Origin of the sequence: Cysteiniphilum sp. JM-1 (assembly GCF_008711525.1) — a bacterium.
Classification (GTDB): Bacteria; Pseudomonadota; Gammaproteobacteria; order Francisellales; family Francisellaceae; genus Caedibacter.
Genome location: NZ_VXKS01000003.1, coordinates 58,074 through 81,994, shown reverse-complemented (window position 1 = coordinate 81,994; position 23,921 = coordinate 58,074). Strand labels below are relative to the sequence as shown.

Genomic DNA, 23,921 nt, shown 5'->3' with positions numbered 1-23,921 from the left:
AGGATGTTAAAGAGAATTTTTTGGAGTTTGATTGCGGCCCTTGTGATTGTCATTGCGATGATTGCATTAATTAAGCGCCAGGCAGAGGCTAGGGTCGATGATCCTCAAGCAAAGCACTTTGCGAATGTTGTCGTCTTTGGCGATAGCTTAAGTGATAGTGCTTATCATGGACAAGGTGTTGGCAACAACTATTGGGTTAAACCCAGTGGTATTACCGATAAAATTGGCGCACCAATTACCAGTGAATTAAGTGCAAATGACCCAGTACGCAAGACGTGGCTTAATTATATCTTAGCTGAGCTGCCAACGAGTGCAGGAGATAAGTTTTACAATATTAAAGCGTTAAAGCCTCATATGGCGTTTGATCATAATGCGTCGTTTGCAACAGCTTCAGCTGAGACCGGTGATTATTATTTAACGGATACAACATGGGCACGTGATACAAGTGAACAATGCGCGCATGGTGTCGGCGATTACGGTGCTTATAACTGCGTGCCTGGCGTGTTAAAGCAGCTGCAATTATATCTTGCTAATGTCAACAACAAGCCAAATCCCAAGACACTTTTTATCTTATGGGCTGGCGGTAATGATTTTTATCAGAATATCGTGCGTATTGCGTCAAATAATGGTCAAGCGCTTGCGCATCCGATTGATAATATCGTTAAAGCAGTAAAAATATTGATGCAACATGGCGTGCCTGTAGCAAATATCTACGTGCTTAATCTGCCTAATTTTTCAATGGTGCCGGCATTGACGAATCTAGTTGATGAACACATTCATAGTCATATTATGCGTCAAAGTGTACTAGCAGTGATTTCATCCATTTCACAAATGTATAACTTAAGTTTGCAAACTAACCTTGTGCTTCAGACTTTAGGTGAATTTCCAGCCAATCATGTCTTTGCAATCGATCGACTGTTTTTAGATGTCTATTTTAATAAAGCCAATGTTTTGGCAAATATTGGCATTACAAAACCAGTTGATTTAACCTGTGCCGATGCGAAAGATTTGCCGTATTGTAACGGCTACCTATTCTATAATGGCATGCACCCTACAACAACGGTGCATCGCTATTTAGCAAATCAGCTGCTTGATTATATTCAGATGACCTAAAGCGCTCGAAGTCTTCGCGTACTTCGGGTAACACGCGTTGAATGCGCTGAGTTTCGGTGTTGATAAAAACCCAATTGGTTTCGGCTTTGGCAACGATTTCGCCGAGTTGATTGATAAATTCATATTTGCGTAGCGCAGTTGAGCGCTTTATTTCATCAACCCATGTTCTCGCCTCAATGACCTCATTTAAGAAAACCTGCTTGATGTAGTCAATGAAGTGGGTTTTGGCAACCCATGTACAGTGGTTTTGATGATAACGCTTGGTATCCCAACCGCAAGCGTCTGAGTGCATCACGGCAATATCCTGCATCCATTTGATATAGACGATATTGCTAACATGGTTGTTGGCGTCGATATGCTCCGCCATCACGTTAAAATGTGTTTTGAATATTTGCATAAGTTATTCCTTAAAATGCAAAACGCCAATTACTAAACAGTTTACTGATTATCATTGCTTCTTTGTTGAGTAATTTCCTCTTTATCCACTTGGCGCAAAATACTGCCAGAGATACCGGCGGCTTCAACTTTGTGTTTGATCACATCGCCATCACGTTGGCTATAGACAGGTCCCACATCCAAGCGATACCAATCGCCCACTTTTTTAATGGTTGGTTTAAGCCCTGCCAAAATAAGCTTGGCACGTGTGGCATTGGCATCACTTTGATTGCGATATGAGCCAACTTGTAACATATAGGTATAGCGATATTGCTTTAGTTTCTCAGGATTAGCATCGACTTGTACGGTCTTATTGGTTAGTGTGTTATAAAATGTGAAAGTTAAAGGCTGATCGTCATCTTTCTTATTATCCGTTTTGTTATCTTTTGCTTTTTTGTTGTTTGTTGCAGCTGATTCTTTCGTGCTATTTTCATTAGCAGGTGCTACTGCCACCGCATTGCTATCAGACGTCTGCTTAGCGCCTTGAGTTGGCTTACTGTCTGTGGTGGTATTATTTTGCGTTTGATTGTTTTGCTCTTTCGTATCACTCACATTAACAACTGGCTTGGGAGAGACATGTACCGTTTGTGTGGTCGTTGTCGCTGTGCTGTCTTTTGATTTGTTACTACCATAAAAGCTCACAATAAAAGCAATGATTAATACCAATAACAAAAGGGCAAGAATGATTTTTCTTATGGCTAATGAGGACTGCTGACGAGGCTTATTATCTGCTTTGTTTTTATCGTTTTTAGCAGTGGTTATTGAGTTGTTTTTAGCAAAATCACGCATTGTAAAGAAACTTGCCTTTTATTTGTCAATTATTTTTAAGATATGCCAGCGATTTTAATAAGATATTGCCAAAGTATAAAGCATGTTTGTGCACTTTATCTTATTAACTGGTTGCGTTTATAGCGTTTTACGCTAGAGTGATGCAAAAAGGTATTTAATGATATCAAGTGATGGAAGTACAAAAAAAGTATGTAAATATTCAACTGTTAGATGGTAACGGTGGCGCTAAAGAAATCACCGAAAAAGATATATCCCGAGCAATGGCGTTACCTTCTGGCATTATCTGGTTGCATTTGGATTTAACGCAAGCGGCTGATTTTTTAAATGAATATCAGATCATCCCTGAGAGAATCATCGATATGCTATGCGCGCAGGAAACCAGACCGCGTATTTTGGTACTTGATAATGGCATGTTGGCAACCTTTCGCGCGATTAATCTTAACAAGGGGCAAAAGCCTGAAGATATGACATCGATTCGCATGTGGTTAACTGAGCGCTTGATTATTACCGTTAAGCGTCGAGATCTGCACTCGATTGCTGAGATTAACAACATGTTACGCTTAAATGCAGGACCTTGTGCGACAAGCGAGTTTTTGAATATTTTATTGATGCATATTACTGAGCATACTGATCAGTTAGTTGATGGCTATGATGGTAAGCTTGATGATATTGAACTTGCGATTAAGAAAGATCGATCGATTGTATTGTCAGACAGGGTCAATGGGATTTGTAAAAAGGTCATTAAAATCAGGCGCTATATCCTGCCGCAACGCGAAGCGATATTGGCGATTTCAGCAAATAAACTGTCTTGGCTAAGTGATGAAGATGTCTTTGAACTAAAACAGGTGCTTGATGCGAATATGCGTTTATTGGAAGATCTGGATGCGATGAAAGATAGAAGTTTAATTATCCAAAATGAAATTCATGCTTATGAGCAAACACAGATGAATCAACGTATGTATATCTTATCGATGATCAGTGTGGTGTTTATCCCGCTTGGGTTTATCACTGGTCTTTTGGGGATCAACGTTGCCGGCATTCCAGGCGCTGAGTCTCATTATGGTTTTATTATTGTTTGCGCAATCCTTGCGTTGATTATGGTGGGCTATATTGCCATTATGCGCAAGATTCGATGGATTTGATTTTTTCTGTATCACTAGACCATAGGCATCAATCCTTGTTAAAATGCGCTGAAGTTTAATCAATAGAGTCATTTTATATGTCAGTTATTAAAGTAGAAGATTTTATTCAAAGTGTTGCCGATGGATTGCAATTTATCTCTTATTATCATCCTAAAGATTTTGTGCAAGCAATGTATCGCGCATACGAGCATGAAGCATCAAAGCCAGCAAAAGATGCGATTGGGCAGATTTTGATAAACTCGCGCATGGCTGCGTATGGTCATCGCCCGATTTGTCAGGATACTGGCATGGTCTGCGCCTTTGTTAAAGTTGGGATGGAAGCAAAGCTTGATTGCACTGATCGCACGATTACCGAACTTGTTAATGAAGGTGTGCGTCGCGCGTATTTAAATGCCGATAATCCGCTTCGAGCATCGATGGTTAATCCACCGCATGGCGCGCGTAAAAATACCAAAGACAATACTCCTGCGATTGTACATATTGATATGGTATCAGGATCTAATATCGAGATTGAGTTAGCAGCTAAAGGCGGTGGCTCTGAATTTAAATCAAAATTTAAAGTCTTAAACCCAAGTGATAGTATCGTTGATTGGGTACTTGAGATGTTGCCAACAATGGGGGCGGGTTGGTGTCCACCAGGCATTATTGGTATTGGTATTGGTGGTACGGCGGAAAAAGCAATGTTACTAGCTAAAGAATCATTAGGTGAAGAGATTGATATGCATGAGATTCTTGAGCGTGGTGCGCAAACGGAACTTGAGAAATTGCGTGTCGAGCTCTATCACAAAATCAATGATCTAGGCATTGGCGCACAAGGCTTGGGTGGTTTAACAACTGTGCTTGATGTCAAAATCCATGAGTATCCAACGCATGCAGCATGTAAGCCTGTGGCGCTTATTCCCAATTGTGCCGCAACGCGTCATGTTCATTTCACTCTAGATGGTTCAGGTGTTGCCAAGTTGCCTGTACCAAAATTAGAAGATTGGCCTGAAATTACTGAAATGGATAAATCACAAGTGCGACGCGTGGACTTAAATACGCTAACACAAGCTGATATTGAAAACCTAAAACCAGGTGAGACGCTTTTATTAAATGGTAAGTTATTAACGGGGCGTGATGCAGCGCATAAGCGCATTATGGATATGGTCAAAAATGGTGAACCATTACCAGTGGATCTAAAGGGTAAATTCATCTATTACGTAGGTCCTGTTGATCCCGTTGGTGATGAAGTGGTAGGACCAGCTGGTCCCACAACAGCAACACGTATGGATAAGTTTACCGATTTTATGTTAAGTGAAGTGGGGATTGCCGGCATGGTGGGTAAAGCCGAGCGTGGTCAGGCAACGATTGATTCAATCAAAAAGCATAAAGCAGTTTACTTAATGGCCGTTGGTGGGGCTGCTTATCTTATCTCTAAATCGATTCGTAAGGCCAAAGTGGTTGGATTTGAGGATCTGGGAATGGAAGCTATTTATGAGTTTGAAGTGGAAGATATGCCAGTGACGGTTGCTGTTGATAGTCAAGGGACTTCAGTGCATCAAACAGGTCCTAAAGAATGGAAAGTAAAAATTGCTGAGATGCATACGGCAGGGAAGTAAGCAAAAACAACAAAAATAGCAAAAAATAGCAAATAGGGTAGTCATTACCCTATGCACAAGCCATGGATTTGTGGATATTGGGTTGTGTGAAAATAATCCAATATAAGGCTCTAATATGCGATTGTTACGTATACTTTTATGCTGTGTGCTGTCATTATTTATTCAGTTAAATCAAGCAAATGCCTTGATGCAGGGCTTTGATTTTGGTGATTGGGTCGATAGTAATGCGGATAAAGCGCTGCAGCTCACAGCAGATGATGTGTATAAGATTACACAAATCGCGTTGGCATATCATTTTCAACAGCAGAATCAGAAAAATCAGCAGATGATTCGCTTATATGGTAATTTTGGTTTATTCAGCCAGAATACTGATTACACAAGCTGTCATAATAGTTTTGATGGTGCGAGCAAGAATCCAAATGATCGTTGGTGTGCGTTTACCAAGGCATTGTCAGCTTATCCTTATGCACACGTGGTATTAACAATAGATGCAGGACAGCTTAAGCTATTTACCAATCAAAATGGTCAACAAGCCTTGTTTAAGTTTATATTGGCATTACAAAACTCACTTCCTCAAGGACTTAATAGTGTGGATGATGTTGTGCTATTGCAGGAACCGGGGATTTCGCCAGAGAGTTACAATCATATTAGTAAGCGTATTCAGATATTCATAGATTCGATGACTAATTTCTACCAAGAAAATCCAGCGCTAACACGTGTACCATTAAGTGTTGATATTGATGTTGGCGATCAAAGTAAGCTTACATATTTACTTAAGTTAAGAAAAGGCGCGATTTATGGGCTGATAGGTAGCGTGATGAATGGTGAGCTAAGTCACAATCAAGACTATATTCAAGCACTTTTACAAAGTTTCAAAGCTATTTACACATATGATCTAGCGCATCAATTAAAAGCAGTTGTCTGGCTGAATATTTACCCGTTTTACTATAGCGGTGTATTGGATGACAGTGCTGTTATTAATGCACGAAATTTAGCAACAACCTTTAGTGACAGCATAACAACTTTCAAAAATTATTTGCTCAATTATAACATCCTTAGCCAAAGCCAATTATCACAATTGCGCTGGGGCATTGGTGAAACAGGCTGGGCGCATAGTTCAAAAACTGCTTGGGAAGATAAAAATGGCAAGCTGTTAGGCTATGCTAAGCGCTACTTTGGTGCGCTATCACCTGTTCTATCAGATTATTTGCCACAACAGACGTATGCGCTTTTATGGTTTGAAATAGGCGATGAAACCGGAAAAACAGGGCGTGATAGTGTTTATTGGCAAAATGGTAAAGCCTTTGCAGTAGATGATGGTCAATTACATATGGGTGTTGTTGATCAAAATGGAATCCCTCTTTATGGCAGTATCAGTGGTGTTGATCATGATCCTTGCGATTTATGGGGGTGTTATCAAGTGTGAAAATAACCCAAAAGGAGGCTTTGGTATGCAAGGAAATAGTAAAATAAAATATGCAATGATATGTGGGCTTGCGAGTTTAAGTGGTATGGGGTTTGCCAGTAGCGAGACAGTTTTAGGTAATAATCCTAATATCATGTATTTAGGGCGCAGTAATCACGAGCTTATTAATGATAGAGTTGCAATGAATTGGTCAGGAAGTACGGTATCTTTTAATATTAAAGCGCTTAAGCATGACGCCAATGTAGTGATAAAGCTTGCTAAAGTTACGCCAAGTAATAGCAATGAGACATGGTTTAATATCTATGTTGATAATAAGCTAGCGAACGTGGCACGCACCTCAATAGTACAAGCACCTGCCAGCGCTATTAAACTTGATAATGCATTAACGACGGATGTTGATATTGATTTAAGCCTTGATCCAACACTAGATTTATCCAAAGTGCATAATATCAAGTTGGTGCAATTAAATGAGTCAGATGCAAAGCAGGCGCCATTTTTCTACTCACCGTTTTATGTGCAATCGATGACACTAAATAACACTGAGTTAGTTGAGAAATATAGTGATTTAAAAAAAATTGTATTTTATGGTGACTCGATCACGGCAGGAATGCAAGATGGCAATAATGATGGTGGTGCAAGTGATAATATCGGCTATGCTAATATCGCGATTTCTTATGCCTTTCAAAGCATTGAACAATTAAATGCACAAGGTTGGCATGTTGATCCAAGCTTTATTGCGCTATCAGGAATATCGTTAACACCGGGCTCATACTGGGGTAGCTCGACCATGTTCACATATTATGACAGCAGTAGCTATAACACAGATCAACACAATCAGCCAATAATGAGTGAAAACGCCGATATTATTGTGATTAATCTTGGCACCAATGACACCTTTGTTGCTGATAAAAGCACATATCAGCAAGCGCTGCAGAAATTTGTTGATAAAGTGCAAGCACTAAATTTACATGCCAAAATTGTGTTGGATTTATGGGGTTTTCGTCCTGATTATGTGCCAATGTATCAGCAGTATTGGCAAGCAGAGGAAAATATAGTAGGGCAGGCGTGTGCTACACCACAAAATCTATACTTTAATGGCAATACAGTAAGCTGCTTTGTTGATATGCGTCTTCCAAGTGATGGCTCAGGTAGCGGGCATCCAACCAAAGCTTACGCTTATCAACATGCACAAGCTTTAGCCGCTTATCTAAATAATATTCTTAAGGCTGAAAAACCTGTGGATGTATCCCTTAAATACAGCTGTCCTCACTCGTTGCATATTGGCGCTTATATTCTTGATCATAATAACAAGCCATATACTGGGTGGGGTGCCTATCTTGGTGAGCTTGCTGTCAGCAAAAAGGCGCTATCTTGTAGTGCTACAGCAAAAGAAGGTGTCAAAGCATGCATTGCTAGTGATCCAACTTATCCCAAACTGGTGTGCTATGACCAGATTCACGATGCCTACTATCAGGCGGCAGGCTATTTAAACCAAAGTTGTAGCGCTGATCAAAATGGCTTAGCAGCTGATAACTGTACACTAAACTACGCTCAATGACAGTTAGTTATACACTCTGAAATCAAGTTGATGTAATAACATTGTAGCAATGTACACAGCTCCTGTTTGGAGTGTAAATTGAGCTTTAGTTTGATGGCATCAATTACTTTTTCAACTGTGCGTTCAGAGCGACATAAATGCGTCGCAATGCGCTTACTTTCCCAAGAAAATACTAAATATTTCAGATATTGGCCTTGTGTGGGTGTTAGATCGTGCATTGTGATGAAGTCTTGGAAAAGATCATCCTGCCTAAATTCTGTCATTATACTTCGGGTATCATAGCTTGGAAAGTTGGGTGTTAGCTGTGGCGAATAAAAGTTGTAAAATGCGATAATCATTTGCAGAAACGTTGCAAACCGTGCCCCAGTAATAAAGTCTTTATTGGTTGGGTTAGCAATCTGAAAGCAAAAAGCATCTTTATAGAAATCAAGATCATGCTCAATAACAACAGGTGTTGATAATTCGTTTGGTGAGGTCAGTTCAATAAATGCCTTCTGGTAAAAGGGGTTCATTAATTCAACTCGGTCATAGAATGGATTGATAAGGTTGCGATCGAGCATATGATCGTCAATATGTAGATTTTGACGATAAAACTTTAGCGCTAACATAGGCTCTAATGTGACGATATTACGCTTTAAATCATTATGCGTGCGAATAAATGTGAAGTTTAGGAGCTGTTCATTAGGCAGTGCTAAATGAAACATACGTTTAATCGGTTGGCTATATTTAATCGAAAGCTGACCGATTTCTTTAAATGTTTTTGCCTCAGTAATCCATTGTTCAAACTTCTTAATTAACGGTGTATTCCGACTGGCGCTAAACAAAGTCATTTTGTCATCTAATCACAGCGGTTAATAGCAATGATATTGATCATACCTTTGATTGATCGGTTTATAAATAAGTTCAGTCTGATAAGTAGTAATTTAATAGAAGAAAGAGGGTGGCTTGCCATGCGTGAATTTCTTAAAGGTGCTAATAAAAGCGCTATCACTATCATAACCTAATGCTCGGGCAACGACGGATGTGCTTTGATGTTGTGGCAAGAGTACCAAAGCATAGAGCATTTTGTATTGCTGTAGCCAATAGGAAAATGACAGCCCCGTTTCTTTCTTGAAAATACGTGATAAGTGGCGAGCACTCAGATGTGCTTTTTGAGCAATGACTTCAATGGATACTGGTTGTGATAGCTGATGATCAATATAGGTAATTAAATCACGCAGTAAAGGATGTGTTGGAAAGCTTAAAGTGTAGTTAGGCTCGGATTTATCATCATGCATTGCTTGTAATAATGCTTGGGTAAAAACAGCCGGCACCTGTTGATCTTGCTGATGGATTTTAAGTATCAATTGCTTGATCAGCTCATCTGGTTTAAAAATAATGACAGAAGTTGGTAATAGCGGCAGGTCTTGATCAAAGTACAGCATGATGCCATCAATATCCTGTCCGCATTCAATGCCGTGGGTGATCTTTGGTGGGGTATAAATCGCAAAACCTGCGGGCACGATATAGACTTTATGCGCGACGATCACCTTTAGCACGCCTTTTTGTATATAGCTTAATTGAGCTTCATCATGCTCATGCAATTTAGCCGTTGGGAAATGGCTAATATCAATGCTTAGAATGTGTGCGAGATTTTTGTCAGTCTGATCACTCATCGCTTGGTCTTTAACTTATTAAGCTTTAGCAAAGATAATCAATAATAAACCAATAAAGTAGAAGATAAACATCCACAATAAAAGCTTATTAGCTGATTGAGGTGCCTGTTTGAACTCACGCCAAATAAACACGCCCCAAAGAGCGGCAATCATCGTTGCCCCTTGACCAAGACCATAAGAGATAGCGGGTCCTGCGGTACCCGCAGCAATAAAGTTTAAGCCAGTACCCAAGCCCCAAATGGCACCTCCTAAAATACCAAAGATATGTGCTCTAAAGCTTCCTTTAAAGTAACCCGCGCCTTTGATTGGTTCGCCAATAAATGGCTTCTTCATCATCCATATGTTGATAATGAAGTTTGATAAAAATAAGCCAATCGCAAAAATAACCGCAGCACTATAAGGTGTTAGCTTTCCTGCTTCTGGTGTGTGGAAATTGGTAACCATCGATGCCGCAACGAAATAGTAAAATGTACCCATCAATGCGCCAGAGATCAGTGCAATAATAAGTCCTTTTTTAAATGCTGATTGCGTTAAGTGCGCTTTGAGTGTTTTATATGCCTTGGCATCAAGGATGATGGCAATGGCTACACAGATTACACCGATGGCTAAAACTAAGGCATTACCCAACGGGTTGGCAATATAATTAAGAATCACGCCAAGCACTAAGGCAAGGCCAATAGCAACAGGGAAAGCGACTGCCATGCCTGCAATATCAATGGCAGCAACGAGTAAAATATTGGCAAGGTTAAAGACAATACCACCAATAAACGCAAGTAGAATCATACCAGTATTTGCTTGTGCCAGATCTGTAAAAAATCCACGTCCAATGTCGCCAGTATTACCCAAAGTGATGGCAAGAATAAAGCTAATTAAGAGCACGCCAATGGCATAATCCCAATAGAAATATTGAAATGCCCATTGCTTGCCTGTTGCTTTTTGAAGATTTGCCCAAGATCCCCAGCAGAGCATTGTGATAATACAAAATAAAATCGCAAGTCCATAAGATTGCGCGAAAAACATAAGAAAACTCCTGTCAAATGATTGCTAAAACGCGCCAATGGTAGAGAAAATTAAATTAAAAAGATAGTGTTCTGTAAATTAAATACTGAAATGCTTGCGCTTAGCAACAAAAAAAGGTGTAGTAACTGCGTTTGGTAAAGCACGGCGTTTTTGCTTTATTTGCAATATATAACTATGTTAAGGAGGATTTAGATGTATCAAGTGGAATTAGATATGCCAAAAGGATCAAATAGAAAAGCTGAAGAAGCAGAAAAAGCCGAAGAAATGATGTATCAGATTGCGTTTATTGGTGACTTAAAACCTATATTTGCCAAGTCTTTTGAAACACTCAAGCGTGATCCAAATATGAGATCGGGGGACAATTATCGCCATCGTGCGTTTGCTGTGGGTGATATTTTGCGGGGTGAGATTAGTGTGAGTCCGCATAGTGAAGTGTTTCACCAATCAAAGAAGCTTAATAAATACCAAGGCGGGATTGACCGAAGTTTCCCATTAATCGAGATGGATGTCGCCAAGAAAGTGGCTAGCAACGTTATCATGGCGCACATTTATCCTAAGCTGCCAGCATGTGACTATCATTTTGGTATTCATCAGATTCGCATATACACCAATGATGAGGTAACAGGCAAGCCGGCTCCTGAGGGAGTGCATCAAGATGGTTTTGATTATGTCACTGTGGTTTGTGTTGATATGCAAAATATCACGGGTGGTAATTCGCTATTGGTTGATATTAATAATCATCGACATATTTATGTCAATCAAGCGCTACAAGAGGGTGAGATGTTTCTCTTTAATGATCGCAAATATGCACATTATGCCTCACCAATTGTTCCTTTATTACCAGGAGCAGGGCATCGTGATGTGTTTGTGATTACTATGCAGATTAACAAATAGTAAAATATAAGAGGACAAGCTATTTATGTTTGATGTAGATAAAATACGGCAAGGCTTTTCGGCGTTGATTAAACCTAATCCGGCGATTTATTTTGATGGTCCGGGTGGTACGCAGGTAAGTTTTGCAGTAATAAGTGCGATGGCTGAGTTTATGGCAGGTGGTGTTGCCAATTTAGGTGGTTTTTACCAAAGTAGCATTAGCGCACAACAGCAAATGGATAAAACTCGAGAGGTGATGGCAGCGCTGATTAATGCAAAAGATTCTAAAGAGATCAGTTTTGGGCAAAATATGACAACGATCACATGGGCATTATCACATGCGATTGCTAATACTTGGTCGCCTAAGGATAACATTGTTATTAGTGAGCTTGATCATGAGGCAAATATCAGTCCGTGGCTTACCAAGGCACAGGAGAAGGGAATTAATGCTGAGATACTACCATTTAATCAAGATAGTTATACGCTTGATCTTGATCGACTTGAAGTGATATTGAAAAAGGGTCAGACAAGACTCATTGCGATAACGTTGGCATCTAATATTTGCGGCAGTATTACGGATATTACGCATGTTAGTGCTTTGGCAAAACAGTATCAGGTTAAGCTATTTGTCGATGCAGTGCATTTTATTGCGCATCATAAAGTTGATGTGCAAGTGATGGATTGTGACTGGTTAGTGTGTTCAGGCTATAAGTTCTCGGCACCGCATATCGGTATTTTGTATAGTAAATCACAGACTATGGCATCGATTAAACCTTATAAAATAGCGCCAGCACCTGATACTTTGCCTTATGCGCTAGAAACCGGTACGCAAAATTTTGAAGCATTGGCAGGTTTAGAGGCAGCCATTTATCACAAAGCTGCTTTGGTCAATGAGCAAATGGCAAAAACAGATTTAAAGGCAGCATTAAAATTAAGTATGTCAGCAATAGAGACACATGAGTTAATGCTTAAATCTTACTTTTTGAAAAAACTTGAGGCATGTCCGCACATCACGGTGCATGGTATAGCTTCCCAGGATAAGCTAAGCAAGCGCACGCCAACATTTGCAATAACTATTGCCGGTGTCAGCAACAGGGATTTAGCACAAGCTTTGGCAAAACATCATATTTGTGTCGGTTATGGACACTTTTATGTGCCACGATTTATTAAAAAACTCGAGTTGGATCCAAACGATGGTGTGTTGCGCATTGGCTTTGCTTATTATAATACCCTAGCTGAAATTGATTATTTATTTGATGTTTTAGCTGAGGTTACTCCATTTAAATCAAGTGATGCAGTTGCTTTGAGATGATTTCATATACCACTCGCAAATCATTTTGCGAGCGGTATATAAGACTAAATTATGTCATTGTGAGATATCTGCTATAGAAAAAACAGTAATCTCTTATATGAATTTCAGATATTTTCCCTATCTTACAGCCAGAGTATTTGAGAGAATGACTTTCGTGGCAGGACGCTACGACTCAATAACACTCCCTCCCCTTTGTTACTAAGAGTTGATCACAAGGATGTAAAACCCCAAGGATATTTCATATTTTGATCACGAATAAGATTCTTTGATATATAAGGAATTTTTATTTTTAGCGATAGATTTATTTTTTACATTGATGTTTAATATTTGCAGTAAGTAATAATGCACAAATAAGTTGAGTTTCAATTTCCCCTCACCCGCACAGCTTAAGCTGCACGACCTCTCCCGCAAGGGGAGAGGTATTAGTTGGCGCAACTTATTCTTGATTCATTACTAAGTCGATTTAGTTATCGTTATTTACAGGTGTTAAGCTAGCATTGCTACGCATCTTTGTTGCAAGCTTATGAATCGTTGCTGGATAAAAAACATGTTCAAGTGATTTGATGGCTTGCTCTAGGGTTTCAGCCGTGTCAAATGGCAGAACATCGATGCGCTTTTGCGCGATGATTTTGCCACCATCAAGATGCTCGTCAACATAGTGAATGGTGGTGCCATGGGTTTTATCTTTGGCATCGATTACGCGTTGATGAGTATTTAAACCTTTGTACTTAGGCAGTAGCGATGGGTGGATATTAATAATTTGTTGCGGAAATCTCTGGATAAAAGCAGGTGATAGAATACGCATAAATCCAGCTAATACAATCAAATCAGGGCTAAAGGGTTTAAGAAGCTCAGAAAGTAGCTGATCATATGCCTCGCGCGTTTGTTTCTTTTGTCTAGGTAAATATAAGCAAGGAATATTGTGATTAAGTGCGCGTGTGATGGACTCAGATGCTTTATCGGAAATGATAGCACTGATCTCAATGCCATCTTCATTATGTAGCTGATCAATGATCGCTTGTAGATTTGAGCCGTATCCTGACGAGAGAATAACAAGTTTAAATATCGATTTATTTGCCATGGAAGTAGCTAACATATGCTTGTTGTTGCTGTGATTGGCTTAAGTGACCAATCTCCCAAACAGTTTCACCAAGTGCTTTAAGTGTGTCAAGAATCGCTTTTTTATCACTTTGTGACACTGCCATTACAATGCCTGCGCCACAGTTAAATGTTCTAAGCATCTCGCTTTGGCTAATATTACCACTTTGCTGTAACCACTGGAAGATTGCAGGAAATTGCCAACTATCTAAATTAATATTTGCACAAGTGAAATCTGGTAATACCCGTGGAATATTCTCAGTAAAACCACCACCGGTAATATGGCTGATCGCGTGGATATCATATTCTTCAAGCAGTTTTAAAATGGTTTTGACATAAATACGTGTCGGCGTTAATAACGTTTCACCTAACGTACTTTGCTGAAAAGGCATATTTAAATCAGCATTAACGTGCTTAATGACTTTACGCACCAATGAGTAACCATTGGAATGCACACCTGATGAGGCAATAGCGATTAATGCATCATCAGCTTTGACTTTGTCACTTGAAATGATTTTATCTTTTTCAACAATACCAACGCAAAATCCCGCAAGATCATATTCCTCACCTTGGTACATGCCAGGCATTTCAGCCGTCTCCCCGCCAACAAGAGCAGCACCTGATTGGCGACAACCCTCAGCAATGCCGGATATTACATCAGCCGCTTGATGAGCATTAAGCTTGCCAGTGGCATAATAATCAAGGAAAAATAATGGCTCAGCGCCACCAACAATGAGATCGTTAACACACATCGCAACCAAATCAATGCCGATAGTTGTATGATTGTTTAATTCAAAAGCAAGTTTTAACTTGGTGCCCACGCCATCAGTGCCGGAGACGAGCACCGGATTTTTATAACGATCCAAAGGGATTTCAAACAAAGCACCAAAACCACCTAATCCGCCTAACACCTCTTTGCGCATGGTGGATTTAGCTAAGGGTTTGATTTTTTCGACAAGCAGGTTGCCTTCATCGATGCTAACACCAGCATCCTGATAACTTAATGATTGATCACTCATGACTATGCGTAACTATTAACCGCTGCAGTGCCCAAAGTATAAAATACTTGCCAGCAAAAGTCGCCTAATTCTTCACTGGTTTTTCATTATCAGTGGCAATGAATTTTTTGTCTTTGATATAAATTGTGCGCAAAACACGTGCGATGGTTTGTTTATTTTGATCATAGATCTCAATCTCTTTTTGAAAGTAGATTTTGCCATTAACAGCAGTTTGCTGTTTGATTTGATCGATGTCCTCATCACTTAAACGAAACTCACAATAAACCGTTGCTTTACCAGGGGTGATGTACTTTATCGAAGATTCTTTATCCCAGATAATATAGTCATGCCCTAAGATATGACTCAACATCAACGGATAAAAGGCATCGGTCATGGCAAATAATGAGCCACCAAAATGCGTGCCGAAATAATTGCGATTATGCCACTTAAGCGGCATCGCAACCTTTATATAACGATAATCTTTGGCAATATGTAAGGTCTTAATTCCCGCGCCACGATAAGGTCGGTAGCGATTCATAATAAATTTAACAACACCAACTGGTGCTTGTCTTAAGAATTTACGTGCTTTATGCCGCATTCAACAATCCGCTTTTGATTAGAGAAGGAGGCTATTTTATACTGATTATCAAGCTAAACATAGCCTAAATATGCTTTAACATAACAGACTGTTATGCTGTTTCTAGCGAAGAAAAGTCTTGATTAGGTTGCAAAAATAGGCGAGTCAATCGCTCGCCTAAGATAAAGAATGATTAGAAATAATTGCTACATTACATAGGAAGGGTGTAAGCAACACCTGCTGAAAGTGTGCCTAATCCACTATTTTGACCATTGTAGGGTAACCAATTATATTGGTATTGTGCGAAAATATTAAACTGTTGTAATTGATAACCAATACCACCAGCAATCACTGGGCGCCATAGGGTTTGATGATCATCTTGGCTGGGAAGACCTGTTGTATCTAATGTCACATTAATTCTGTTATAAGCATAGCCTGCTTTAGCAAAGACATTTAAGCCACCTGTATGAGGGATATAGAATTTTCCTGTTAAGAATAATGGTACACTAATAACACTTGCTTTAAGAGATAGGCTATTACCCGATGCATCAGAAACTTTTATCTTAGTAACTTCGTAAGCATATTGTCCACCGAGTTCGATCCCTACAGCTAGCATTGGATTAAGCGCGTAGTCATAGCCAATAAATAATCCACCAGCGATATTACCTGTATCTTGGGATGCTGATGTAACAAATGGGTTGTTTTTTGCGCTGTTATATAAATCATCGCCCTTTAAGTTTCCAGTAGGTGTTGCAAGACCTAAATTGGCGCCCATCACCAAACCGGTTTGCGCGCCAGCGGCAAATGCTGAACCACTAATCAGTGCCGCGGCAGCGACGGTTGTTGCAATAATTTTCTTCATAATTTGCTCTCCTATTTTATTTCCATTTTGATTTCAAAAGTAACTTGAACACAATTACCGCCGTCAAAGTTAGCCAAAGCATGCTGAAAATGCAAGTTTGATCATATGGTTTTGGATAAAAAGTGCAGAAAAATATCAAAAAATCTCAACTTTTTTACTATATGAGGAGGGGTATTGGAATATTTCTAGTGTTTTTAATGCATTGTTTTGTGATGAGTGTGGGACTGAGGTAAGACGTTGCATTAGCGGTGTTTTTTAAAGTTATGGCACTGTTATTTAATACAAATATAGATGTTTATTCGGTAAATAATTATTGATAAACAATAAAAATTGTTGCGCAAATGCATTTTATCTTGTTATAGTAATCGCACCTATCTGTGGTAAAAGTAATCATTCAGGAGAAAATATGTCTAAGTTTCAACAATCAAGTTATCGTTATTATTGGTTTTTCCAAATATGTTTCTATTTGATACCAATTGTTACCTTTTTATTTTGGTTAAGCTTTAGCAAGGGCTCAGCAAGTAGCGGGCAGTCAAGCTTATTTATGCAGCTTGGTATTGGTAATGATTTAATGCAGTATATTCATGGTGATACGGTGCCACTTGGAACGAAGCTGTTGGCATTTTTAATATCGATGATTCCATGCGGGATTATAATGTATGGATTAAGTCAATTGATTATCGTATTTAAAAACTATTCACAAGGAAGCGTATTTGCTCATCAAAATACACTGGCTTACAAAAAAATGGGTTATACCCTGTTTGCATGGGTGATTGGCGGGCTTATTTATGATGCGCTTATTTCAGTGGTGCTAAGCTTTGCTAATCCGCCTGGGCAGCGCATGTTAACATTGAGTTTATCTGGTATTGATCTTGCGAGTTTAATCACCGGAGCGGTTATTATTTTAATTGCCAAGGTGATGCAGCAAGCGCAACAGCTTGAAGAAGAAAGTCATTTGACGATTTAGGAGACAAGTATGGCAATTATTGTAAATTTGGATGTAATGATGGCAATGCGAAAGATGCGCTCAAAAGAGTTAGCTGAGAAAATTGGCATTACTGAGCAGAATCTATCGATTCTAAAAACGGGCAAAGCCAAGGCAATACGTTTTTCAACCTTAGCGCTAATTTGTGAAGCATTGGACTGCCAACCGGGTGATCTTTTGGTTTATGAAAAAAAGGGAAATTAATGCAACTGCAGCAAATGTTCAAATGATGCGAGAGCTCTTAGGCGTGGCGCGCTTATGTTTAATTAATAAACAAAGAATCGTGTTTACACTTAAAAAAATAAATTTCAAAAAAATATAAATAAAAGATTGTGTTTCGCAAAATCTATTGCTAGTTTAATGCTTATGTTGTTTAAAACAGATGCAGAGCATTTGTTAGTAAACACTTGAAACACACACAAATTTTGGAGATTAATTTATGCTACGTTCACCAGTAATCAGTCTGATCCTGATTATTATTCTGGTCGTCATTGGACGATCGGAAGGTGCGCGGCTGTAGCTAAGAAAAGCCAAGATTAGGAAACCCGCATCTTCCAACCAAAGGAGGATGCGGGTTTTTTTTTGCTTTTTGTTTATTATGCGTTTTGTAGTGTTAGAGAAAGAATATGTGAATAAATTGAAATAGAGACAGTAGGGAGTAAATATGCAAATAACTGGCGCACAAGCAATTGTTAAAGCACTAATAGAAGAAGGGGCTCGTACTGTTTTCGGCTATCCAGGGGGCGCGATTATGCCAACCTATGATGCCTTGTATGATGCCAAAGATACGCTTCACCATGTGTTGGTGCGTCATGAGCAGGCCGCTATTCATGGTGCGGTTGGTTTTGCGCGCGCAACCAGTGGTGTTGGTATTGCTATTGCCACCTCAGGACCTGGTGCGACAAACCTTATCACCGGTATAGCTGACGCCCTTATTGACTCTATTCCAGTAGTTTGCATCACAGGACAAGTATTTAGCAGTTTATTGGGATCGGATGCTTTTCAAGAAGCAGATATTATCGGCATGACCATTACTGCGACTAAATGGAATTATCAAATCACCGATCCAAATGAAATTCCTGCTATTTTCAAAAAAGCGTTTGAAATTGCTCAAAATGGACGTCCGGGGCCTGTGCTCATCGATATCACCAAAGACGCACAAGTAGGAATGATGGAATATATCAGTGCGCATCAAACAGCAAAGAAAAGCACCACTAAACCGAAATGGCTTAGAAAGCCAATGATCAATATGGATAGTGTACACAAGGCGTCACAGCTGATTAATTTGGCAAAAAAACCGATTATGATTGCAGGTCATGGCGTGATGATATCTGGTGCTGAAGAAGCATTTGTTAAAGTCGCCGAAAAAGCAGATATGCCGGTAGTTAGTACCTTATTAGGTTTATCCTCTTTCCCTGTTGAGCATCCGCTATATAAAGGGATGCTTGGTATGCATGGCAATTATGCGGCTAATATCTTATGCAATGATGCCGATGTTGTTGTCGCTGTGGGTATGCGTTTTGATGATCGGGTTACGGGGGATCTTAAAAGTTACTTGCCACATGCCAAGGTGGTTCATATTGAAATTGATATGGCAGAGATTGATAAAAACGTTAAAGCCGATGTTGCGATTCATGCCGATGCTAAAGAAGCATTAACCGCACTTTTGCCGTACGTTTGTCAGAATAAACATGATGATTGGCATAAGGCGTTTATTGAGCATCATGCCAAAGAGTATGATGTTGTTATCAAGAATGAAACAAAACCAGCTATGGGTGAGCTAAAAATGGCGGAAGTCGTTGCTCTTTTATCTGAAAAGACAAAAGGGGAAGCGATTATCGTTAGTGATGTTGGGCAACACCAGATGATTGCCGCACGCTATTATCAGTTTAAAAATAGTAACAGTCATATTACCTCAGGTGGTTTGGGGACAATGGGTTTTGCGCTGCCTGCAGCCATCGGTGCTAAGCTTGGTGTTAAAGATCAAAAACAAGTTATTGCCATTGCCGGAGACGGTGGTTTTCAGATGAATATCCAAGAGCTTGCTGTACTTAATCAAGAGGGGATTAATCTTAAGATGATCGTTCTTAATAATGGTTATCTTGGTATGGTAAGACAGTGGCAAGAGCTCTTTTTTGAAGAGCGTTATGCATACACTAATATATCATCGCCTGATTTTGTAAAAGTCGCTGAAGCTTATGGCATTCGCGGTAAGCGCGTCGTTGATCGCGCGGATTTAGAGGCAAGTATTCAAGAGATGTTAGATTCGCCACAATCATTCTTTTTAGAAGTGGTGGTTGAGCAGCAAGAAAATGTTTTCCCGATGGTGCCAGCAGGTGCTTCAATCAGTGATACACAACTATCCGTAGGAGGGTAAGATCATGCAACAGAAAATTTACTTTATCTCAATGACGACAGAAAATGCTTTATCCGTTTTACAGCGCATTTCATCGATCTTTTCACGCCATAGAATCAATATCGAGCAGATGAATGTTTTTGAAACTGCCAATAAAGGGGTTTCGCATTTTAGTTTGGTTCTGCATTCTAACGATGAAAAAATCCAAAAAGTCGTAAGACAACTTGCCAAAGTGATTGAAGTGATCGATATTCAGATTTCAAATAGCATGCCAATTACTACCGAAGAAGCTACAAACAAAGAATCACTGAAAGTCGCCTAAAGGAAAAGTTCATGTATCAACTGCTAGATTTTAACACCAAAGATGTGGTGACAACTGATGATTTTGTTTTTGCTGGTGAGACTTCACCGTGGGAAGTGCAAATGGATATTGAGCACATTCGACGGAAGATTAATTTAGATTATTTTGTTTCTGCCGCACCTTGCCTTTCTAAATATTTACCCTTAATGCCGATTCAAGAACCCGCTAACTTTGTGTCATTACGCGAAAGTGCAACACCACTTGTCAAAAGCAAAGTATTGGGCAAGGAGTTAGGGATTGATTTATACTTCAAAGTTGAGGGTAAAAACCCAACAGGTTCGTTTAAAGATCGTGGCTCTGCGGTTGATATTAGCATTGCCAAAGAGTTGGGTGCCAAAGGAGTAATCTTAGCCTCAACGGGTAATATGGCAGCATCATGCTCATGTTATGCAGCAGCGGCTAAAATGCCATGCTTTATCGTCGTGCCTGAAGGGGTGTCGATGTCGAAGCTTGCGCAAGTCATCTCATTTGGTGGCAAAATTATTCAGGTCAAAGGTAGTTATAACGATGCAGCGAATCTTGCCTATAAAATTGCTAAATCACGCAAGTTTTTCCTAGCGGGAGACTATGCTTTTCGGGTTGAAGGACAAAAAACCGGTGCCTTTGAAGTGATTGATCAGCTATTGTTTCAAGTGCCGGATGAAGTGATTATTCCTGTGGGTTGTGGCACGAATATTACGGCTTATGCCAAGGGCTTTGCTGAGTATAAAGACTTGGGACTTATTCATAAGATACCACGCCTAGTCGGTGTGCAATCAACCGGTGCTTGCTCTTTGGTAAATGCATTTGATAAAAAGGCGAAACATCTTGAACCACTAGAGCGTGCCGATACGATTGCCACGGCAATTGCAGTACCTTTCCCAATTGATGGTGACAAAGCGATTGATGCGATTTATCAAACCGGCGGTGAAGCGTCAGCAGTCAGTGATACCGATATGCTAAAAGCGCAATACTATCTATCCACACAAGAAGGCTTATTTGTGGAAAGTGCGTCAGCGGCAACGGTTGCACATTTGTTTAAGAAAAAAGAACAAGGTCTTATTAAATCAGGGCAACGTGTTGTTTGTGTTTTATCAGGTGAGGGCTTGAAAGATCCGTCAGTGGTGCTGAAATCAGCGATTCAACCGCCGATTATTTATCCAAATGAAAAAGATTTTGACAAACTGTATGACAGTAATTTCTTTGATAATAAAACGATGGTATTTGTTGAAAAAGATCAAGTGCTGTTTAGGGACATGCCAAATCCTACTCAAACCAAAGAGGCGTTAGAGGATTTATTTGGTGCTAATTATAATGATGATTTGATTGCCAAGGTGCAAAGTTGCATTGAGCGCTTTTTAGCAAAAGGGCGTGCAATCCATATTTCAGATTTACAAGACATCGTGCAAGATGCGATGGAGATGGTCGATATTACACGTAGTGATATTTTAAAAGTTGTGTCATTTAAGGTAACCACAGGGCAAGATAAAATTGCTGAGGCTGAAGTCACGGTTGAGCTTAATGGTCAGCTTTACTATGCCTCAAATAAAGGTGTTGGTCCCGTTGATGCCATTATCCAAGCCTTATGCAAGGCGTGCCCTAGTGAGATTCAATATCAATTGACTGATTATAAGGTGCAGATTCGTGGACAAGGTGCCGATGCAGTAGTGTATGTTGAAATGAAGTTAATCAAAGGTAGCCAAAACTCGGTTGGCAAAGCAGTTTCACCTGATATTATTCAGGCATCTGTTGAAGCATTTATTGATGCGTACAATATTGCGCATCCAGTATAAAAACAAAGGAATATAATCATAATGACCAATCAAAAACTAAATCGTTATAGCCAGGTGTTAACTCAGGATAAAACTCAAGGTGCCTCTCAAGCGATGCTTTATGGTACGGGAATGCATGAAGCAGATATGAAAAAAGCGCAAGTAGGTATTGCTAGCGTTTGGTACGAGGGTAATACCTGTAACATGCATTTAAATCAACTAGCGCAATATGTAAAACACAGTGTCACCAAAGCTGATCTTGTCGGTATGCGCTTTAATACCATTGGTGTCAGTGACGGCATTTCAATGGGTACGGATGGTATGAGTTACTCGTTGCAGTCGCGTGATTTAATCGCTGACTCTATTGAAACCGTGATGTCTGCACACTGGTATGACGGTTTAGTCGCTATTCCAGGTTGCGATAAGAATATGCCTGGATGCATGATGGCATTAGGAAGGCTCAATCGCCCTGGATTTGTGATCTATGGTGGTACGATTCAAGCCGGTGTTGTGCGTGGGAGACCTGTCGATATCGTCACGGCTTTCCAAAGCTATGGTGCGTGTCTAGCAGGCAGTATTAGTGAAGAAGAGCGCGTTGAGACGATTAAAAAAGCATGTCCTGGCGCTGGTGCTTGTGGTGGTATGTATACCGCAAATACCATGGCATGCGCGATTGAAGCAATGGGGATGAGTTTACCATTTAGTTCATCAACGCCAGCAACTGATGTGAAGAAGATTCAAGAATGTGATAAAGCCGGTAGTGTTATTGAAAATTTATTGGCATTGGATATTAAACCGCGCGATATCATGACCAAACACGCCTTTGAAAATGCGATGGTGGTGATTACCGCCATGGGGGGTTCAACCAATGCAGTGCTTCATTTAATTGCTATTGCACACTCGGTGGGTGTTAAATTAACCTTGGCAGATTTTCAGCGTATCAGTGATAAAGTTCCATTATTAGCGGATTTTAAACCAAGTGGGAAGTACGTTATGGCAGATTTACATGCGATTGGTGGCACACCTGCTGTTATGAAAATGTTATTAAAAGAAGGATTATTGCATGGCGATTGCATGACCGTAACGGGTAAAACAGTAGCACAGAATCTAGCTGATGTGCAGAGTCTACCCAAAGATAATGACATTATTCGCCCATTGACTAACCCTTTAAAAGCAACTGGACATTTGCAAATGCTCTTTGGTAATATCGCGACTGAAGGCTCAGTTGCTAAGATTACTGGCAAAGAGGGTGAGGTCTTTACAGGCGTTGCCAACGTATTTGATGCTGAGGAAGAATTAGTAACTGCCGTTGAAGAAGGTCGCGTTAAAAAGGGTGATGTCATTGTGATTCGCTATGAGGGTCCAAAGGGAGGTCCGGGTATGCCAGAGATGTTAAAGCCAACCTCATTAATTATGGGCGCGGGGCTTGGACAAGATGTAGCACTTATTACCGATGGTCGTTTCTCAGGTGGCTCTCATGGCTTTATCGTTGGGCATATTGCGCCTGAAGCGCAAGTAGGTGGCAATCTTGCTTTGATTCAAAATGGCGACAAGATCACGATTGATGCAGTGAATAATCGCATTGATGTTGACCTAACGGATGATGAGCTTAACGCACGTCGCGCCAATTGGCGAGCCCCTGAGCTTAAAGCCAAACAAGGTGCTTTGAAGAAGTATATTAAAACAGTTGCTTCTGCCTCTGAAGGTTGTGTCACTGATTTGTGATATTTGGAAATGACAAAAAGTCATAAAATCATCTGGTGTTTTTAATGACAATTTGTCATAATTAGGCAAGATTTACAACAAGGGGTAAAAAAATGCTAAAAAAAGGCAAGATAAATCCGGTAGCAAAGAGCCTTGCTAAGCTTAATTATAATGCAGGGTTTCATGAAAAAACGCATAAAGCAAAACGAATTAAAGAAAAGCAAAAATTATTGAAATCATTATCACGTAGCTTTGATAGCTATTTAATGAGTTTGTTTTCTGAAGCAAATTCATTAGATAGCTATTAA

General features: G+C 39.9%; 23 protein-coding genes and 1 pseudogene. 15 read left to right on the top strand and 9 right to left on the bottom strand.

Features of this window, described 5'->3' with window-relative positions; all coding sequences use genetic code 11:
• Positions 1–3 precede the first annotated feature (3 nt).
• Positions 4–1,113 (top strand): SGNH/GDSL hydrolase family protein, encoded by a 1,110-nt coding sequence (locus F3D68_RS01810; protein WP_151192825.1) that lies wholly within the window; start codon positions 4–6, stop codon positions 1,111–1,113.
• Here F3D68_RS01810 and F3D68_RS01805 read toward each other — a convergent pair.
• Together F3D68_RS01805 and F3D68_RS01800 are read right to left on the bottom strand one after the other, a co-directional pair.
• A complete protein-coding gene (locus F3D68_RS01805) occupies positions 1,052–1,510 on the bottom strand; it encodes an acyl-CoA thioesterase (protein ID WP_151192824.1) in 459 nt (152 codons plus the stop codon). The genes F3D68_RS01810 and F3D68_RS01805 overlap by 62 nt on opposite strands.
• Before the next feature lie 41 nt (positions 1,511–1,551).
• Positions 1,552–2,337: an SPOR domain-containing protein gene (locus tag F3D68_RS01800; RefSeq protein ID WP_151192823.1), complete on the bottom strand. Its 786-nt coding sequence runs from the start codon at positions 2,335–2,337 to the stop codon at positions 1,552–1,554.
• A 170-nt stretch (positions 2,338–2,507) separates the two neighbouring features.
• On the opposite strand from F3D68_RS01800, the gene F3D68_RS01795 reads away from it, so the two are divergent.
• The 4 genes from F3D68_RS01795 (at position 2,508) to F3D68_RS01780 (ending at position 8,061) form a co-directional block, all read left to right on the top strand.
• Positions 2,508–3,479 carry a zinc transporter ZntB gene (locus F3D68_RS01795; RefSeq protein ID WP_151192822.1) on the top strand — a complete coding sequence of 324 codons (972 nt, stop codon included), beginning with the start codon at positions 2,508–2,510 and terminating at the stop codon, positions 3,477–3,479.
• 77 nt (positions 3,480–3,556) lie between these two features.
• On the top strand, positions 3,557–5,077 hold the full coding sequence (locus tag F3D68_RS01790; RefSeq protein ID WP_151192821.1) for a fumarate hydratase: 1,521 nt from the start codon (positions 3,557–3,559) through the stop codon (positions 5,075–5,077).
• A 115-nt stretch (positions 5,078–5,192) separates the two neighbouring features.
• A complete protein-coding gene (locus F3D68_RS01785; protein ID WP_151192820.1) occupies positions 5,193–6,503 on the top strand; it encodes a hypothetical protein in 1,311 nt (436 codons plus the stop codon).
• Positions 6,442–8,061, top strand: a complete 1,620-nt coding sequence (locus tag F3D68_RS01780) for an SGNH/GDSL hydrolase family protein (RefSeq protein WP_191092662.1) — start codon at positions 6,442–6,444, stop codon at positions 8,059–8,061. Before F3D68_RS01785 ends, F3D68_RS01780 begins: the two co-directional genes overlap by 62 nt.
• Here F3D68_RS01780 and F3D68_RS01775 read toward each other — a convergent pair.
• The 3 genes from F3D68_RS01775 to F3D68_RS01765 form a co-directional block, all read right to left on the bottom strand.
• A complete protein-coding gene (locus F3D68_RS01775) occupies positions 8,055–8,891 on the bottom strand; it encodes a helix-turn-helix transcriptional regulator (protein WP_151192818.1) in 837 nt (278 codons plus the stop codon). The two genes, F3D68_RS01780 and F3D68_RS01775, sit on opposite strands and share 7 nt — an antisense overlap.
• A 93-nt stretch (positions 8,892–8,984) precedes the next feature.
• Positions 8,985–9,716: a helix-turn-helix transcriptional regulator gene (locus tag F3D68_RS01770; protein ID WP_151192817.1), complete on the bottom strand. Its 732-nt coding sequence runs from the start codon at positions 9,714–9,716 to the stop codon at positions 8,985–8,987.
• 18 nt (positions 9,717–9,734) lie between these two features.
• A complete protein-coding gene (locus F3D68_RS01765) occupies positions 9,735–10,736 on the bottom strand; it encodes a GRP family sugar transporter (protein ID WP_151192816.1) in 1,002 nt (333 codons plus the stop codon).
• Positions 10,737–10,928: 192 nt separating this feature from the next.
• Between F3D68_RS01765 and F3D68_RS01760 the strand changes: the two genes are divergently transcribed.
• On the top strand, positions 10,929–11,630 hold the full coding sequence (locus F3D68_RS01760; protein WP_151192815.1) for a 2OG-Fe dioxygenase family protein: 702 nt from the start codon (positions 10,929–10,931) through the stop codon (positions 11,628–11,630).
• Between the two features lie 25 nt (positions 11,631–11,655).
• Positions 11,656–12,921 carry a cysteine desulfurase-like protein gene (locus F3D68_RS01755; protein ID WP_151192814.1) on the top strand — a complete coding sequence of 422 codons (1,266 nt, stop codon included), beginning with the start codon at positions 11,656–11,658 and terminating at the stop codon, positions 12,919–12,921.
• Positions 12,922–13,384: 463 nt separating this feature from the next.
• Here the strand turns inward: F3D68_RS01755 and purN are convergent, their stop codons facing one another.
• From purN to F3D68_RS01735, 4 genes are all read right to left on the bottom strand, one after another.
• Positions 13,385–14,002 carry a phosphoribosylglycinamide formyltransferase gene (gene purN, locus F3D68_RS01750; RefSeq protein ID WP_191092661.1) on the bottom strand — a complete coding sequence of 206 codons (618 nt, stop codon included), beginning with the start codon at positions 14,000–14,002 and terminating at the stop codon, positions 13,385–13,387.
• The gene (gene purM / locus F3D68_RS01745) at positions 13,992–15,038 is read right to left on the bottom strand and encodes a phosphoribosylformylglycinamidine cyclo-ligase (RefSeq protein WP_151192812.1); all 1,047 of its coding nucleotides are present in this window, start codon (positions 15,036–15,038) and stop codon (positions 13,992–13,994) included. Before purM ends, purN begins: the two co-directional genes overlap by 11 nt.
• A gap of 64 nt (positions 15,039–15,102) precedes the next feature.
• Positions 15,103–15,615, bottom strand: a complete 513-nt coding sequence (locus F3D68_RS01740) for a DUF4442 domain-containing protein (RefSeq protein WP_151192811.1) — start codon at positions 15,613–15,615, stop codon at positions 15,103–15,105.
• A 190-nt stretch (positions 15,616–15,805) separates the two neighbouring features.
• Positions 15,806–16,456 (bottom strand): outer membrane protein, encoded by a 651-nt coding sequence (locus F3D68_RS01735; protein ID WP_151192810.1) that lies wholly within the window; start codon positions 16,454–16,456, stop codon positions 15,806–15,808.
• Positions 16,457–16,862: 406 nt separating this feature from the next.
• On the opposite strand from F3D68_RS01735, the gene F3D68_RS01730 reads away from it, so the two are divergent.
• The 8 genes and pseudogenes from F3D68_RS01730 to F3D68_RS01700 all read left to right on the top strand — a co-directional run bounded on the left by F3D68_RS01730 (position 16,863) and on the right by F3D68_RS01700 (position 23,921).
• A complete protein-coding gene (locus F3D68_RS01730; protein ID WP_151192809.1) occupies positions 16,863–17,423 on the top strand; it encodes a DUF2975 domain-containing protein in 561 nt (186 codons plus the stop codon).
• Positions 17,424–17,432: 9 nt separating this feature from the next.
• Positions 17,433–17,645 carry a helix-turn-helix domain-containing protein gene (locus F3D68_RS01725; protein WP_117002981.1) on the top strand — a complete coding sequence of 71 codons (213 nt, stop codon included), beginning with the start codon at positions 17,433–17,435 and terminating at the stop codon, positions 17,643–17,645.
• A 460-nt stretch (positions 17,646–18,105) separates the two neighbouring features.
• Positions 18,106–19,818, top strand: coding sequence for a biosynthetic-type acetolactate synthase large subunit (ilvB, locus tag F3D68_RS01720; RefSeq protein ID WP_151192808.1), 1,713 nt, complete (start codon positions 18,106–18,108; stop codon positions 19,816–19,818).
• Positions 19,819–19,822: 4 nt separating this feature from the next.
• Positions 19,823–20,119: an acetolactate synthase small subunit gene (locus F3D68_RS01715; protein ID WP_117002983.1), complete on the top strand. Its 297-nt coding sequence runs from the start codon at positions 19,823–19,825 to the stop codon at positions 20,117–20,119.
• A gap of 11 nt (positions 20,120–20,130) precedes the next feature.
• A pseudogene (thrC, locus tag F3D68_RS11485) lies at positions 20,131–21,195 on the top strand (threonine synthase); the annotation flags it as partial.
• A 159-nt stretch (positions 21,196–21,354) separates the two neighbouring features.
• Complete coding sequence (locus tag F3D68_RS11480; RefSeq protein ID WP_318010175.1) at positions 21,355–21,930, top strand: alpha-isopropylmalate synthase regulatory domain-containing protein; 576 nt, start codon at positions 21,355–21,357, stop codon at positions 21,928–21,930.
• A gap of 21 nt (positions 21,931–21,951) precedes the next feature.
• Positions 21,952–23,634, top strand: coding sequence for a dihydroxy-acid dehydratase (gene ilvD / locus F3D68_RS01705; RefSeq protein WP_151192806.1), 1,683 nt, complete (start codon positions 21,952–21,954; stop codon positions 23,632–23,634).
• 92 nt (positions 23,635–23,726) lie between these two features.
• The gene (locus tag F3D68_RS01700) at positions 23,727–23,921 is read left to right on the top strand and encodes a hypothetical protein (protein WP_117002986.1); all 195 of its coding nucleotides are present in this window, start codon (positions 23,727–23,729) and stop codon (positions 23,919–23,921) included.